The organism is Sphingobacterium sp. GQ94, assembly GCF_059758715.1.
Genome location: NZ_JCAXEC010000003.1, coordinates 118,288 through 135,882, shown reverse-complemented (window position 1 = coordinate 135,882; position 17,595 = coordinate 118,288). Strand labels below are relative to the sequence as shown.

7 protein-coding genes are annotated in these 17,595 nt (G+C 37.3%); all 7 read left to right on the top strand.

The window, feature by feature from the left end:
- Nucleotides 1-9: 9 nt before the first annotated feature.
- The 7 genes from AC6CHH_RS04025 to AC6CHH_RS03995 all read left to right on the top strand — a co-directional run bounded on the left by AC6CHH_RS04025 (nucleotide 10) and on the right by AC6CHH_RS03995 (nucleotide 17,546).
- On the top strand, nucleotides 10-2,370 hold the full coding sequence (locus tag AC6CHH_RS04025) for an ABC transporter permease (protein WP_498279988.1): 2,361 nt from the start codon (nucleotides 10-12) through the stop codon (nucleotides 2,368-2,370).
- Between the two features lie 64 nt (nucleotides 2,371-2,434).
- Nucleotides 2,435-4,801, top strand: coding sequence for an ABC transporter permease (locus AC6CHH_RS04020; protein WP_498279986.1), 2,367 nt, complete (start codon nucleotides 2,435-2,437; stop codon nucleotides 4,799-4,801).
- A gap of 20 nt (nucleotides 4,802-4,821) precedes the next feature.
- Nucleotides 4,822-7,227, top strand: coding sequence for an ABC transporter permease (locus AC6CHH_RS04015; RefSeq protein ID WP_498279984.1), 2,406 nt, complete (start codon nucleotides 4,822-4,824; stop codon nucleotides 7,225-7,227).
- Nucleotides 7,228-7,478: 251 nt separating this feature from the next.
- The gene (locus AC6CHH_RS04010) at nucleotides 7,479-9,929 is read left to right on the top strand and encodes an ABC transporter permease (RefSeq protein WP_498279982.1); all 2,451 of its coding nucleotides are present in this window, start codon (nucleotides 7,479-7,481) and stop codon (nucleotides 9,927-9,929) included.
- Nucleotides 9,930-10,007: 78 nt separating this feature from the next.
- Complete coding sequence (locus AC6CHH_RS04005) at nucleotides 10,008-12,407, top strand: ABC transporter permease (RefSeq protein ID WP_498279980.1); 2,400 nt, start codon at nucleotides 10,008-10,010, stop codon at nucleotides 12,405-12,407.
- A 141-nt stretch (nucleotides 12,408-12,548) separates the two neighbouring features.
- On the top strand, nucleotides 12,549-14,930 hold the full coding sequence (locus tag AC6CHH_RS04000) for an ABC transporter permease (RefSeq protein WP_498279978.1): 2,382 nt from the start codon (nucleotides 12,549-12,551) through the stop codon (nucleotides 14,928-14,930).
- A gap of 225 nt (nucleotides 14,931-15,155) precedes the next feature.
- Nucleotides 15,156-17,546 (top strand): ABC transporter permease, encoded by a 2,391-nt coding sequence (locus AC6CHH_RS03995; RefSeq protein WP_498279976.1) that lies wholly within the window; start codon nucleotides 15,156-15,158, stop codon nucleotides 17,544-17,546.
- Nucleotides 17,547-17,595: the final 49 nt, after the last annotated feature.

The window sequence follows — 17,595 nt, the reverse complement described above, 5'->3', positions numbered from 1 at the left end:
AAACATCAGATGATACGTAATTTTTTTAAAATAGCATGGAGAAACCTCAAGAAGAATAAAGGTTTTACGGCCATTAATATTATCGGATTAGCGATTGGAATGGCTGCAGCAATATTAATCATGCTTTGGGTGAATAGCGAGTTAACCTATGATCGCTTTTTTCAAAAAACAAACCAACTGTATATTGTCGGAAATAAAGACACGTGGAACGACAAGATCGAGGTCTGGTTTTCTACACCCAAACCTATGGCTAGTGCCATAAAAACGGAATTTCCTGAGGTGAAAAATGTATCCAGAGTAACTTCCTCTGATAACTTCTTGTTTACTGTTGGGCAAAAGAGAATAAATTCAGCTTCTGGAATTTTTGTTGATTCTGCCTTTATGAATATGTTCGATTTTCCAATCCTCGCAGGAGATCCTCAGAGCGCGTTGCGTAATCCGACGCAGATTATACTAACTGAGACTTTGGCCAGAAACTTATTTGAATCAACAGATGTCATAGGCAAAACAATTAAAATTGATAGTACGGACGTTTTCACGGTGGGAGCCGTCTTGGCAAATCTGCCAAACAATTCTTTTTTAAATAAAACCCAATATCTCCTTCCCTGGAGATACATGGAAAAAATCGGTTACTCCGACGATAGTTGGGATAACAACTCGGTTTCCACATTTATTGAAGTGGATCCTTCAGCCAATATGGCAACCTTAGAAGATAATTTTAAAGATTTCACCAAAAGACATACAGAAGCTACACGTGAAAACGTCTTGAAACCAGTGGCTCAGATGTGGCTCTATGGGAAATACGAAAATGGGAAAGTTGTTGGTGGACGGATAGAAATGGTGCATGTATTTTCCATTATTGCTGGTTTTATCTTGTTAATTGCCTGCATTAATTTTATGAACCTGAGCACAGCTCAAAGTGAACAAAGAGCAAAAGAAGTAGGAGTAAGAAAAGTTGTAGGTGCGAAAAAATTAGCATTAATAGGGCAATTTCTCACCGAATCACTTTTAATTGCCTTTATTTCAGGAATACTAGCAATAGCAATCGTCTTATTAAGTTTACCAGCTTACAGCAATCTTGTCGATCGTTCCTTATCCATTGAATTCGGCAATCTATATTTTTGGTTACTCTTTTTGGGTTTTATTTTGCTTACTGGAATATTGGCTGGAAGCTATCCGGCTTTCTACTTATCTTCCTTTCAACCCATCAAGGTGTTAAAAGGAAAGCTGCAAAAGTTTTCTAATAATGTAAGTGCTAGAAAGATTCTGGTAGTCACCCAATTTAGCATCGCCGTAATACTGATTATCAGTACACTGGTCATGAGACGGCAAATTCAATACGGACAAGATCGTGAGACAGGGTTTAATAAAGAGAGACTTATCTATATTCTTGATCAGGGACAAATTACCAAAAAATCTTCGTTAATAAAACAAGCTTTACTTCAGCAAAATGTCGCCAGTTCCGTTACCCGAACTATGTCTCCACTAACCCAACGCTGGAGCAATAGCACAGGATTTTATTGGGAAGGAAAAACAGAGGATAACAGCACTATATTTAATAGGACAACAGCGGATGATAAGTTTGTTGAAACGGCTGGGTTAACCCTAGTCCAAGGCCGTGATTTCAATCTTTCTTCCTACCCTACCGATTCTTCTGCCGTCATCATCAATCAAACCGCAGCGAAAGCGATGGGTTTTAAGGATGCCTTAGGAAAAATCATCAAAGATAATGGCCGTGACTGGCATGTGATTGGTGTAATCAAAGACTTTATCCAAGAATCACCTTACGACCCTATAAACCCGTTGGTTATTGAGGGAGCTCATGGATATACCTCTACAACTCATATAAAGTTCAACCCCGACATAAGTACCGGCGAGGCATTGCGTAAAACAGAAAAGATATTCAAGGAATTTAATCCAGACTATCCATTTGAGTTTAGATTTATAGATAAAGAGTACGCACTTAAATTTGATGAATCCCAAAAGATTGGTAGTCTGGCAACCCTGTTTGCAGGTTTGACCATTTTTATCTCCTGCCTTGGACTATTTGGCCTGGCCGCCTACATGGCTGAGAATCGGACTAAGGAGATTGGTATACGTAAAGTTTTAGGCGCCTCGGTGTTTAATCTAACAAAATTGCTGTCAGTAGAATTCTTAATGCTCGTCACTATATCCTGCATAGTTGCATTTCCACTTGCCTTCTGGGCGATGGATAGTTACCTGACAAGATACACCTATAGGATAACTATCGGTTGGGATATATTTCTAATAGCGGGTTTAAGCGCTATAATAATAACCATTTTAACAGTTAGCTATCAATCAATAAAAGCAGCAATTGCCAATCCTGTAAATAGCTTAAGAGATGAATGATTATTGATTCTTAGTAGCACACTAAGAGCTTATGTTTGAAACAATAGTACAAAAACGGTAAAAAATGATCAAAAACTTTTTCAAAATCGCTGGAAGAAACCTCTCAAAAAACAAGGGTTTCACGGCAATCAACATCATTGGTCTAGCCATTGGTATGGCATCAGCGATGCTGATAATGATATGGGTGAATAGCGAGATTAGTTTTGACAGGTTCTATGCGAAAACAGATCGTTTGTATGCTGTAGGTACCCGAGAACCATTGGATAGTGAAATTTCAGTATTCTTTTCCACCCCTAAACCTTTAGCCAAGGCTATAAAAAATGAATTTCCAGAGGTCGAGAATGTTACTCGAACATCAGCAACTGGAGGTTTTCTCTTCACTATTGGAGAAAAAAAAGTCGTCGCTGATGTTGGAATGTTCGTTGATTCAACATTTCTAAAAATGTTTGATTTGCCAATGTTGTCGGGAAACCCAGAGCATATATTAAAAGACCCCAGTCGTATAATATTAACTGAAAATCTGGCCAAAAACCTTTTTGGCACAACGGACGTAATTGGTCAAACGATCCGCGTGGATAGTACCTCAATTCTAACTGTTGAAGCTGTATTAAAGGACATCCCAAGCAACAGTAGATTTACAGAAGCGGGATATTTCCTTCCCTGGACTTTTATGGAAAAGATGGGTTATTCTGATGAAAATTGGAGTAATAGTTCCGTGCAGGCTTTTGTCGAGTTAAATGGAAAAGCAAATTTAACCCAAGTTCAAAAGAAAATTGAAAAAATACTTCAGCGAAATTCTAAAAATTTAAATTCAAAAATTTTTTTACAATCGCTAAATGAAAGATGGTTGTATAGTCGTTTTGAAAATGGTCTTGCCGTAGGAGGACGAATAGATATGGTCAAGATATTTGTGATCATCGCGTGTTTTATTCTTTTGATTGCCTGTATCAATTTCATGAATCTTAGCACTGCACAAAGTGAAAAAAGGGCCAAGGAAGTTGGAATTCGTAAAGTCGTTGGAGCACAGAAATCATCTCTGATTGCTCAATTCCTCTCGGAATCATTTTTACTTGCCTTAATCTCAGGAGTTTTGGCCATCGCAATTATAATATTGTGTTTGCCGGCATTTAATGCACTCGTTAACCGAGAACTAGACATCGGCTTTAATACATGGCAATTTTGGGCTTTGTTTATTGGATTTATCCTAATTACTGGATTACTAGCAGGTAGTTATCCTGCCTTTTTCCTTTCCTCATTCCAGCCTGTTAAAGTCTTGAAAGGTAAAATTCACCAGGTGCAGAAAAACATTAATCCTCGGAAAATCTTAGTGGTGACCCAATTTTGCATTGCAATCGTTCTTATCGTTAGTACCTTGGTAATCCGCCAACAAATTAAGTATGGCCAGGACAGAGAGAGTGGTTATCAAAAAGAAAATTTGATCTACATTCCGGAGAAAGGGGATATTGCTAAAAACGCTCAGCTAATTAAGCAAGCTTTGCTTAGTCAGAACATTGCCACATCAATTTCTCGAACCATGTCGCCCCTGACAGAACGTTGGAGTGGATGGAACGGGTTTAGCTGGCAAGGAAAAGATCCAAACAGCGCCATCGAATTCAACCGTCAATATGCTGATGACAAAATCGTAGAAACAGCAGGTTTTACATTAATAGCCGGAAGAGATTTTGATTTGACCCGATTTCCTACAGATTCCATGGCGGCAATCATCAATGAATCAGCATTAAAAATAATGGGGATAGAAAATCCAATAGGTAGCTACATAATGGATGGAGGCAACACGAAATTTCATATCATCGGTGTTATTAAAGACTTTATTCAAGAGTCACCATTCGATCCGGTAGTCCCCTTGGTAATTGAAGGAGCGATCGGTTGGTTTAGAACCATGCACATTAAATTCAACCCCAATTTAGACACTCGAGAAGCCTTAGAAAAGACTGAAAAAATTTTTAAAGAATTCAACCCAGAGTATCCATTTGAATATAAATTCATTGATGAACAATATGCGAAAAAATTCGATGAATCTTCAAAAACGGCAAAGCTCGCTACCTTATTTGCAGGGTTAACCATTTTTATATCTTGTTTAGGTCTATTTGGTTTGGCGGCCTACATGGCTGAGAATAGAACTAAAGAAATCGGAATACGCAAGGTTCTTGGTGCCTCTGTGTTTTCTGTCACCCGTATGCTTTCCAAAGAATTTATATTACTTGTATCTGTCTCTTGCCTTATAGCCTTTCCTCTAGCCTACTGGGCCATGAATTCTTTTTTAAAGAATTATGACTATCGGATTTCAATAGGCTGGGACATTTTCTTGCTTACAGGACTAGGTGCAATTATAATCACCATTTTAACGGTAAGTTATCAATCGATTAAAGCGGCAATCGCAAATCCTGTAAAGAGTTTGCGCGATGAATAATCACTTTTAATACCTAAGACATGAATAGACTTAAACTAATAATCAGGCAACTATGGCGTAATCGTCTATTTACCTTTTTAAATATTGTAGGATTAGCGATAGGCATAAGTGCTTGTTGGGTGGTCTTCAGGATGGTCAACTACGAATTTAGCTTTGACAAAAACCACCCAGAGAAGGAAAAAATATTCAAGGTTTCCACCGCTTTCAAAGAAGGTAATGAAGAAAAAAAATTTGAAGGCATTGCTGCCCCAGTACCTAGATTTATAAAAGAAAACATTGCCCATGTTGAATTGGTAGTCCCAATTTTTACTCAATATTTTGAAAAAATAACACAGAATTCAGACCCAGAAAAACCCGTAGAAATTGATGAACAACAGCATATTATTGGAACCACTATCGATTACTTCCAAATGGTTCCATACATCTGGATTGCGGGTAACCAGGGACAAGTCTTAAGGAACCCTAATGAGGTCATCCTCTCGGAATCTAGGGCAAAACAATATTTCCCGAAACACCCCCCGAAGGATATCGTTGGCAAAACCTTACGATATGACAGCACTTTATATACCGTTACTGGTGTCGTAAAAGATCTTGATCACCCCAGTAGTTTTGCGGCAAAGGAGTTTATTAAAATACCAGAAAAAGACTGGAATTCTGATAATTGGACGAATACTAATTCCAACAATCAATTATTTCTTAAGTTATCTAATAAACACGCAGAAGCATCATTGCTAACTCAGGCAAATAAAAAGCTTCTCGAGATGACCAATGAAACCTTTAGCAAACATAACGTCAAGGCTAATTTAAGCTTGACTTCCCTCCCCAAGCTTCACTTTACTCCCCATATCCAAAGCAGTAGTAACCTTAAAGTCCTATACGGATTAATCGGGATTGGCGCTTTCCTTTTATTATTGGCTAGCATCAATTACATTAACCTAAGCACCGCTCAGATACCCTATCGGGCAAAGGAAATTGGCATTCGTAAAACTCTTGGAGAACAATCCTCGAAGATCACCCAAACATTTTTATTGGAAACCTTTATTATTGTCATTTTTGCGCTTTTGTTATCTTGGCCGATATGTCAAATGTTAACAACGACCTTAGGGGATCACTTCCCTAAAAACATAGATCAATATTCTGATTCTGGTCCGCTTGCGCTATTCTTAACTATATTAGTTCTGTTTATCACTATAACATCAAGTATTTATCCAACTTTTTTAATCAATAAGGTGCAAATCGCTGAGGTTATTAAAATGAAGAGTTTAGGAAAACTATCTTTGGGGAGTATTTCCTTCAGGAAAGCGTTGATTGTTTTCCAATTCGTAATCGCTCAATTTTTTGTTATTGGAACCTTTATTATTGGCATGCAATTAAGGCATACGATGAACAGCGAATTAGGTTTCAACTATCAGTCTGTGATTAATATTCATCTTCCCTACAAAAAAGCCGACCATGGAGACGTGGACCCTTACCTTTTTAAACAGGCATTGGATAAATATCCAGAGATTCAAGCAGTCAGTTTGGGTCACCTTCCGATGAGTGATGACCATTGGGGTAATTTCGTTAGCAGGAACACCAGTACGGGCGAACTCAAGGTGGATATGCCTTTAAAATATGTGGACGAAGACTATGTTGATGTGTTCGATTTAAAGATATTAGCAGGAAGGGGGATAACACTCGCTGACACAGCTAATGGAATCGTATTGAATGCTATTGCAATCAATGATCTTGGTTTTAAAACCCCAGAAGAGGCCGTCGGAGAGGTGGTTTTTTTCAATGATGAGAAAAGAACTATTGTTGGGGTTTTAGATAAATTTCATGTGAAAAATCTCCACATGAAAATGGAACCCTTGTCCATCTTATCTTCCCCCAGTAGATCTCAATTACAGAAAATAAGTATTCGCTTAAGCAGCAACCTAGATACATGGCCATCGAGTCTAGCAATCCTTGAAAAAGAATGGCAAAATTTTTATCCCAATGTGCCCTTGAGTTACGAATTCTATGACCAAAAGATTAAAAGCTATTACGAAAATGATTATAAGTTGTCCAAGATCATCAATCTTTCAACCGCAATAACCATTCTATTAAGTTGTCTGGGGTTAATGGGCTTGGTAACAATCACCTCAGCGCAACGCACAAAAGAAATTGGTATTAGAAAGGTTTTAGGCAGCACTGTATCGGGTATAGTTGGGTTACTTTCTAAGGATTATGTAAAGCTTGTGCTCATTTCCATCCTAATTGCTTCACCTATTGCCTGGTGGACCATGAACAAATGGTTACAAGATTTCGCCTATAAAATCCAATTAAGTTGGTGGATGTTTGTTATCCCGGCGATAGCAACAGTCATTATTGCATTTCTGACCATGAGTTACCAATCAATTCAGGCTGCAAAGGCAAATCCAGTAGAGAGTTTAAGGGATGAATAGCTTGAACTACTAAGTGGCTAGATAATCACTATGTTTTTTAGAGTTCCATTCATTGAGGTAGACATAGAGGCTTATTACATAGATGTTAGGCATGGAGAAATCCACGCGAAATAACCGTTCATTTATGAACGAAAACTGTTCATTATCGAACAGATATAAACCATAATTTAACAAATAAAAACCTGATAAACAGATCTTTAAAAAAATGGCAGATCTATTGCATTTTTTTTAATTTAAATCAGTTAATGTTTATGCTCAAAAATTACATAAAACTAGCTTGGCGGAACCTAAGAGGTCAAAAGCTTTTTTCCACCATTAAAATTGGAGGATTTGCTTTTAGCATTGCTATTTGTATTATGATCGTTTTATACGTTCAGCATGAATTAAGCTATGATAAATTCTACCCAGAAGAAGATCAAATCTTCAGAATGATAGGCAATTTCAAAAAAGAATCTGATTTGCAGCGTGGCACTTCTTTCCCGGCACCCGCGGGTCCGACGATGAAGGAAGTGTATCCAAGCATTCTGGAATCTGGACGAATTTTGCCCAGCTCACTTTTTGGAGCGGGGAATAATCAGGTAGCCACCAATGAAAATCCTGTAAACCGATCGCTCTCAGGTTTTGTTTATGCAGACCAATCCATTTTGGATATGTTTCCTTTACCTGCTGTTTACGGATCGTTAAAAAATGCATTAGATAAACCAAACACCGTAGTACTTAGCAAAAGTAAGGCTGCATTGCTATTTAAGGGAAACCCCGTAGGTAAGGTCATCTATTTAAACAGCGATAAACAGAAACCTTACGAGATTACCGCGGTTTTGGAGGATATGCCTCAAAACTCACATTTATATGGTTACGATATCTTTTTAACCTTATCAGGAATAAATTTTTATGATGGTGAACAGCAAAATTGGATTGCCAGTAATTATGTCACATATTTTAAAATCAAATCGGGTACCAATATACAGCAACTAGAAAATCAGTTGACAAAAACATACATTGAAGACCATTATATTCCTTCGATCAAAATGGCAGGTAGAACGGTGAACCCGATGGTCAAATCATCTTTTTTGACTCTACAGCCACTAAGTCAAATCCATTTATATTCCAAGGATATTCATACGGACAAGGTCGCTGTACAAAATCGGGGAGATATTCGAATAGTATGGATTTTTGCTGGAATAGCTGTATTTATTCTGCTCATCGCAAGCATCAACTTTATAAACCTTACTACAGCGAATGTAGCTGTTAGAGCGAAAGAAGTTGGCATTCGCAAGACGATAGGATCCAGCCGTAAATCGTTAATTTATCAATTTTTCACAGAATCATTTCTTTACTGTGCTATTTCAGTCGTTTTAGGGCTATTGATCAGCATTACATTGCTACCTGTATTCAACCAAATAGCAGGGAAATCTCTCTCTATTCCTTGGTTCAATTTACAGTTTATTGGTATCATACTGCTGGGAATAATTATTTTGGGAGTTCTATCAGGAATTTATCCCGCCCTTTTCCTATCAAGATTTAAACCTATTTCTATTCTAAAAGGTAAAATTTTGAGCTCTAAAAGTTCAGGTGGATTTAGGAACAGCCTAGTTGTTTTTCAATTTGTCACCTCAATTGTGCTGATAATTGGAACAATTATCATTCATCAACAGATGAATTTTCTTATGAACAAGGACCTGGGATACAATAAAGATCAAGTTTTGATGCTTCATGGGACGCATACACTTGGCAAACAAATTAAACCCTTTAAGGAACAATTAAAGACAATATCTGATGTACGCAGCGTCTCCATCGGAGATTATGTCCCAGTAGATATGACGGGGAGCCGCAGAAATGGCAACTCCTTTTGGCAGGATGGAAAACAATCTGAAGACGATGGAAAACCCGGACAATTTTGGGTGATTGATCAGGATTATATTCCAACCTATGGCTTGAAGTTACTTGCTGGCAGGAATTTAAGTTTTGATATGCCAACGGATTCTGCAGCAACGATTATCAACGAGAAAATGGCCAAAGAGCTTAATCTCAAAAATCCAATCGGCGCTAAGATATTCAATGGTGAAACAAGAACTGTTGTTGGTGTTGTTAAAGACTTTATTTTTGATAATATGCGCAGCGAAGCAGATGCGGTACGGCCAGTTAGTCTTGTTTTAGGCAGTAGTCCCTCATTGATATCCATTAAAGTTAGTTCGTTGGACATGACCAGAACTATTTCTCAGATAACCCATATTTGGGAAGAATTCTCACCAAATCAGAAAATTCAATTTAGTTTCCTAGATGACAATTTTTCTGCCTTATACGCCGATGTAAAACAAACACAAACTATTTTTACATCCTTTGCTTTTGTCGCCATTTTCATCGCATGTCTGGGATTATTTGGACTTGCTGCATTTATCACAGCACAAAGAACAAAAGAAATTGGGGTCCGAAAAGTCTTGGGAGCCACCATCGGCAGAATAATCAAATTACTTTCAATCGATTTTCTAAAACTGGTTTTAGTGGCCATTATTATTGCTGCGCCATTGGCTTGGTGGGCAATGCATTCTTGGCTTGAAGATTTTAATAATAGAGTTGAAATAAAATATTGGGTATTTATATTAGCAGGGACAATAAGCCTTTTTATCGCGGCAGGTACTATTTGTTATCATGCTTTTAAAACGGCCCGAATGAACCCGGTAAATAGCTTAAGAGATGAGTGACGATGCTATTTTGGGAGAGCTGGACGAACTATAAACTATAATGACATTCCTGTCAAGTAAGATGTAAAAACGAATATCATGTTAAAAATAAGCTGGAGAAATATTTTAAAAACAAAGACACTAAGTGTTATCCATGTTGCCGGTTTAGCTATTGCGATTTCTACCGCTACTATTCTGTTTCTTACTGCTATGTTTGAATTTTCCTTTGACGATTTTCACAAGGATAAAGATCAAATAGGTGTTCTATATAAAAAAACTGAATCTCCTACAGCTGGAATTAAGTACGATACGCCAATGGAAATACCGTTGGCCCCACAAATTAAGCAAGACATGCCCGGTATTGAATCCATTAGTCGATATGCACATGGGGATGTTATTTTTCGATACGGAGACAAAGAAATTGGGGTAAAAAACAAATTTGTGGATAAAGAATTCCTATCCATTTTTAGCTTCCCGTTTAAGGAGGGGAACGATAATGCATTAAATGAACTGAATGATATTGTACTCACCCAAAGCATGGCACATAGTCTCTTTGGTAGCACAGATATTATTGGTAAGCAATTAGAGGTAAATAATGGCGGTCAATGGCAAGTTAAAACAGTCTCAGCAATTCTTAAGGATATCCCTTCCAATTCCAGCTTGGAATTTAATAGCTTAATGCGCTTCGAAAACAGACCCGGGTATATTAAAAACCGAGACAATTGGGAAAACCGAGATCATGATGTTATCGTGAAACTAAAGGTTTCAAAAATTGACGAAGAGGCCTTCTCTGAAGCTGCTATCCCTATAGTATCTCAGTATTATAAAGACAACATTAACATCCTCAAGAGAGACGGGGCAAGACCTGATAAGAATGGTGCTTACCTGTCACTAAATATCCTTCCATTAAGTAGTCTTCATCTAAATGACTATGGAATTGGCGAGAGTCAATCAGCTGCATACCCATGGATATTGTTGATTATTGCATTACTAATTCTTTTTATTGCAAGTTCGAACTTTGTTAATCTATCACTGGCCCACTCTATAACAAGAAATAGAGAAATTGGAACCCGAAAAACCTTAGGGGGCACAACTTGGGATATTGTAAAACAACTGTGGTTGGAAGCATCGGTTTTATGTACTCTGGGATTAGGATTAGGTTTGTTGCTTACGTTCATCATCCTTCCCCAATATAATGCAAACATGAATTACCAGCTTGATATTAGCGACCTTTTAAATACGAAGAACTTAGTATATTTCACATTTACTTTTCTACTTATCACGTTAATTGCAGGTGGTTTGCCAGCGTGGAAAATCGCGGAAGGTAATATTATCCTATCATTAAAAGGCAATTCAAAGATTAAATCCTCCGCTATCCGCAACTCCCTTACTGTACTTCAGTTTGTTATCGCTATCACCTTAATTATCGCGACCATTGTGATAAGTATGCAACTAAAATACATGAGTAATAAGCCTCTAGGATTTAACAAATCAGAGGTAATCAGTATACCTATAGGCAAAGGAATAGACGCTGAAAACACGTTAAATCTAATGCGTAATAAACTCCAGCAACAACCTTGGGTAAAATCAGTCAGTGCTTCTGATATAAACATAGGTAGAGGGCGTGATGGTACTTCCTCAAAAAGCATATTTGGCTTTGAATATGAAAACAAAGAAATACGAACTAATTTTATGCGTATTGATTATGATTATCTTAAAACATTAGATATTAAATTAATTGCCGGCAGGGACTTCGACAGATCATTTTCTACCGATAGTAATGCTGTAATAATCAATAAGCAGATGGCAATGCAGTTTGGGGGAACAGATGAAATCCTTGGTAAAAAAATTGCTTTAAATGGGGAGTCAATGGTAATTGGCGTGATTGATGATTTTAATTTTAAAGATCTTAAAAACAAGATTGAGCCTCTTACCTTATCCGTTAATCGGAATATATTTCCAATTGAGTACATTTTTGTGCGTGTTCAATCAAACAATCTTAGTGAGACTCTTAAGGAAGTAGGGTCAATTTGGAAGACAGTTAATCCAGGGGCCAAATTAGAAGCGTCTTATCTTGATGAAAACACGCAAAATCTCTACCAAAGTGAACAAAGATTTTCAAAAATTATCATCCTAGGCACCTCTATAGCCATTTTAATATCCTGTCTAGGTCTGTTCGCTCTCGCACTGATGTCTATAAACCAAAGAATTAAAGAAATTGGTATTCGAAAGATCTTAGGGTCATCTGTTGGCGGAATAATATTTCTGCTTTCTAAAGATTTTATAAAATTAATCTTGTTCGCCTTTCTGATGGCAGCACCTTTAGCCTGGTGGATGATGAATAACTGGCTTAAAGAATATGCTTACCGAATAAATATACAATGGTGGATGTTTGCACTAGCAATAATTGTCACTGTTTTTATCGCTTGGAGCACCATTGCCTGGCAAGCCTTCCGCGCCGCCTCAGCCAACCCAGTCGATAGTCTGAGGGATGAATAAGAATAAGTTTTGTCGATCGCGTAGAAGTATAAGACATCATATTCTAAATAATCTGAATAGAAAAATTGATAAAGAAAATAGTAAAGTAACGGTTTTTTTAATTGGTGCCTAATGGTAACCAAACATTTAATAAGAAATACGATGATAAAAATTGCATTCAGAAACATTCGCAAAAACAAAGGTTTTGCTTTCATAAACATGACTGGACTTGCTCTAGGCATCACTTGTTTTCTATTGCTTGGAGCTTACATTTATCATGAGATGAGTTACGATAAATTCCTTCCAAATTCCCAAAGGACGGGGTATGTAAGCATGGCCTATAAATCTGGGGAAGACGCAGAGTTCTCATACAGTAACGTTACCCCTACCGCCTTTGCACCAAACTTTCAAAAGGAATTCGCCGAGATTGAGCATGCCGTTCGCATGTATCAATACAATGGGGCAGCCTTAATAGAAAAGGGCAATGAATACGTGAAAGAAAATAAATTAAAATTTGTAGATGAAGAATTCCTAAAGGTTATAGACTATCCTGTGCGTGATGGAAACGCAAAAGATCCACTATCTCAACCCAATACAATTGTATTGACAAAAGCACTTGCTGAAAAGTATTTTCCCAAACAACAAGCTGTGGGTCAATCCTTAATCATCGACAACACACCCTGGATGATTACAGCAGTAATTGACAATCAGCCAACCTACACTGAAGTTAAGTTCGATGCACTCTTGTCCAATAAAGGGATAGACCGATATAAGGAAGAAAGTTGGGGCTCAGCAAACGATAACACTTTTCTTTTACTTAGACCCAATACGAATTTTAAGAATCTACAGCAAAAGATAAATGCTTATGTAAAAGAAAAGTTAAAAGAGGTAATTGCGCAAGGATATGCCATTGATATATTTGTTGAGCCTTTGGAAGATGTTCACTTGAATTCTAAAGCGGGTGGATCTGGCAATTTAACCTATCTTTATATTTTTGGTTTCTTAGGAGTAGCCTTATTGATCATTTCTTGTGTAAATTTCACCAACCTTAGTCTGGCACATGCAACCGAGCGTGCCAGCGAAATAGGCGTGAAGAAAGTGTTAGGTGCCGGTAGCGGAATACTGTTTAAACATTATTTATATGAGGGTGGGTTAATGGTCTTCATATCCACGATAACTGGTTTACTATTAGCCGGGCTTCTTTTACCTGCATTTAGCCATTATATGTCAGTTCCTATGCAGTTGAATATATGGAATAACCCTACCTTTTATTTGTCTATACTAGGATTCTTCTTGGTTTTAACCTTCTTAGCGAGCGGTTGGCCAGCCTGGATCATTTCCCGATTTAACCCGCTTTCAGTTCTAAAGGGGAATACAAGCTCTAACAAAAAGAGATTTCCGCTTTCGAAGATATTGATCAGCTTTCAATATTGTATTTCGATATTCCTTGTTATTTGCACACTCTTGGCCTACCGGCAAATGCAATTTATCCAAAATATGAACACCGGATTAAATCGCTCACAAATTGTAGTATTAGATGGTGATATATGGGAAAACACGGATAGAGAAACTTTTAAAAACAAATTACTGGCTTTAAATACGATTAAAGGTGTTTCGGCTTCCTATGATTCACCCGTTAACATCCAAGGTGGTTATACGATCTTTGAAGTCCAAGGAAAACCTGTTAACTTTTCTCTAAGTCTGACTGCTATTCCCATAGAAAAGGATTTTCTTTCTGTATTCGAAATACCGATTCTTGCAGGTGAACCACTTAATGAAACGGACATTATAAAGGCACAAGACACCTCAGTGAACAGATCTGTAGCCATCGTTATTAACAAACTTGCAGCAGCTAGTTTAGGATGGACACCCGAGCAGGCAATCGGGAAAAAAATAAACTTAAATGGTCGAAAAGGACCCATCAAAGCTGTTGTCAGTAATTTCAACTTTGCATCCCTTCGCGAGCAAGTACAACCTATTGCCTTGTTCCCCGAATACAATTATTTTGGAAACATATTTCTTAAAATCGCTCCTGGAGTAAGGATATCCCAGGCTTTAGCGGATATTGAAAGAGTCTACAAAGAAATGAAGCCCAATATCCCCTTTAACTCTCATTTCTTGGATGCAGATTACGCGGCACTCTATAACCAAGAACGACAAACCACCAAAGTAATGCAATTATTTGCCTTGGTCACAGTTTCCATAGCATGTATTGGGCTCTTTGCACTCTCAGCGTATGCTGCTCAACAACGTGTTAAAGAAATTGGAATTCGAAAAGTGCTCGGCGCATCGGTTGGAAAGATTGTGAACTTATTAACGGCAGATTACATTAAACTAGTAGTAATAGCCTTTGCTATATCAATTCCTTTAGGGTGGTGGGCAATGCGCGAATGGTTAGAAAACTTTGTCTACCGAATCAACATAGAATGGTGGATTTTCATTGTTGCTGGACTTATTACACTCGTTGTTTCTTTTTTAACAATTGGTTCTCAAGCCATCAAAGCCGCCGTGGCGAACCCAGTCAAGAGTTTAAGAGACGAGTGAGAAAAGCGACAAAAATATGATTTCTTGGAGTAGCCATGGAAAAATTGGAGTTCTCAGGATTGCCCCTGTTCGATTGTGTACGAAAACTGTTCGATACCGAACAACGCATAAGGCAAACATCATATTAATCTGCTTATTTACAATTCATTAAATTTATGGCAAACAAATTGTAAATCTGTGTAAAGGTTGTTGATTTTCATCATACCAACATAAAAATCTCAATACATGACCCGAAATGATATAAAGATTTCTTGGAGAAACTTATGTAAGAACAAAGGATTTACGTTGTTAAATATATTAGGTTTAACCTTAGGATTCACCGGCTTTATCTTGTCCTATCAATATATCAACAGAGAGACCAGCTATGATAAATGGAATCCTAATTACGAACAAATTTACCAGGTTGGTTTGGAAATTAATGGCGAATATACAGCAGAAACACCTGCGAGTTTTGCTCCGGTTATTTTGGAAAAGATACCTGAGGTTGAGCAGTCGGGAAGACGCATAGCCTATCCGTATGGTGGATACCCTATGTTTGGTGAATCTACCATCTTTCTCAAAAATGCAGTTATACTAGACGCAGCTGCTGCAGAAATATTTCAGATTAAGAGTAAAAATGGGCCATTATTCAAAAGCAAAGAACATCTAGACGCTGCGCTGATTCATAAGGATTATGCAAAACTTTTATTCAAAGATACCGATCTTTCATTCGCCACCGCCATTAAGGTTCCTATGCTATCCAAAAACTCAGGCATGGAGCAAGAGATTACTGGAATTTTGGAAGAACGACAGTTATCGTTAATAAACAATGACTTTGTAGTTATTAGGGAGATTAGCGAAGAGGATCCATTCACTTTCCAAACTTTTATTCAATTAAAAAGAGGAACCAATATTAATACAATTACGAAAAAAATTAATGATCTTTTCCAGCAAGAAATAGCGCATAATACTAATGTAAAAAGCTCAACCTTTGCCAAGGGTTCCATCTATTTAGACCCATTGAGTCATTTGCATCTTCGAGCAAAAGGACAGAGTAATACCCCTTATATAACAATCTGGATATTAGGGATTCTTTCTATTGTTATTTTAATGCTTGCCTCCGTAAATTTTGCTAATTTGATCATGGTTCAGGCTGGTCTAAGATTTAAAGAAATTGGAATAAAAAAAATTCTTGGTAGCTCTAGGGGGCAAATCATGTCTCAAATAATATTCGAAGTGTTTATTGTCACACTAATTGCCGCATTGTTCAGTTTCTTAATACTTTTACTTACTGGAAATATCTTGCAAAAATGGTTTAATGATGAGTTAAAACAGTATATTATTAGTACGCAAACAATTTTTCAATTACTCCTCGCTATATTTTTTACAACACTGCTTTCAGGAATTTATCCTGCTATTGCATTATCAGGTATTAAATCGACCTATTTACTTCAAGGCTCTTTAACGGCTAATTCTAATAAAAATACATTCAGAAATAGCCTGCTAACCATCCAAATAGTATTTGCCGTAACCTTTATCACAGGTATGATCGTGGTTCATCAGCAACTCAATTACATACGACAAACTGACAAAGGTTTTGAGCCTTCTCAAGTAATAAGCTTCAAGGGCATTGGATTATACTACGATTCAAAGCTGAATGGATCCTTTCAAGATTTTAAGCAACGTTTGGAAAATGAGCCATCCATAGAAGTTGTATCCTCAGCAACAAATCTGCCCGGCTCTGATGTAAATCCACCGAAAAAACAATTTACTGCATTAAATAAAACATTCGATATTGATCATATCGGTATAGACGCAGGGTATTTTCAAGCCCTAGATATACGTAAAATAGCTGGAAATAACCAAATTTCTATCAGTCAATTACTGCAAGATAGTACCAAGAACTACGCTGTTATCAATGAAACAGCAGTAAAACATCTGAATCTTTCAGACCCTATTGGTGCCAAAATATCAGGATGTAAAACTAATTTCGAAATTATTTCAGTAGTTCGAGACAGCAAAACCGGTGGCTTTGAAAAGGCTATTCAACCAACGATATATTCGTATAAAGAGGCATGTTTGGACGGAAGATATAAAATCCCATTGATCATAAAAACTGCTCCAGGCAAAGCAAAGGAAGCGATTGCTGTCGTTGAAAAAGAATGGAAAAAAAATCCACACGCCGATGATCTACCTCTTGATTTTGAGTTTATGGATCAGCAATATGCAATGCTTCATGCAAAACAACAAGAGTTGCAGACTGCTTTTAACAGTTTTACCATTATTTCAGTTTTAATAGCAGTGTTCGGACTCTTCAGCATGTCGGCATATCAGGTTTCTATAAGAAGAAAAGAAATCAGTATTCGAAAAATATTGGGAGCTACTGTTTCCACGATTTTTGTACAACTCAATAAACCATTCTTTAAGGTTTTTATATTGGGCATATTGATAGCTATACCAATATCCTATATACTAATAGACAAATGGCTTAGTAACTTTGCTTACCATGTTGAGATCAAATGGTGGTATTTTGGCTTGGCAACCATTAGTATTCTATTAATTTTAATTGGCACTGTAGCTTATCAATCTGTAAAAGCAACACATATTAATCCAGTAGACACCTTACGAGATGAGTAAACAACATACAGGCCCATCACCTTTCCTGAAATTTATCAGGCTTCATCAA

Bases quoted from the DNA above. Each gene is read 5' to 3' on its own strand.
- AC6CHH_RS04020 (WP_498279986.1), top strand. From the start codon at position 2,435: ATGATCAAAAACTTTTTCAAAATCGCTGGAAGAAACCTCTCAAAAAAC.
- AC6CHH_RS04005 (WP_498279980.1), top strand. From the start codon at position 10,008: ATGTTAAAAATAAGCTGGAGAAATATTTTAAAAACAAAGACACTAAGT.
- AC6CHH_RS03995 (WP_498279976.1), top strand. From the start codon at position 15,156: ATGACCCGAAATGATATAAAGATTTCTTGGAGAAACTTATGTAAGAAC.
- AC6CHH_RS04015 (WP_498279984.1), top strand. From the start codon at position 4,822: ATGAATAGACTTAAACTAATAATCAGGCAACTATGGCGTAATCGTCTA.
- AC6CHH_RS04025 (WP_498279988.1), top strand. From the start codon at position 10: ATGATACGTAATTTTTTTAAAATAGCATGGAGAAACCTCAAGAAGAAT.
- AC6CHH_RS04010 (WP_498279982.1), top strand. From the start codon at position 7,479: ATGCTCAAAAATTACATAAAACTAGCTTGGCGGAACCTAAGAGGTCAA.
- AC6CHH_RS04000 (WP_498279978.1), top strand. From the start codon at position 12,549: ATGATAAAAATTGCATTCAGAAACATTCGCAAAAACAAAGGTTTTGCT.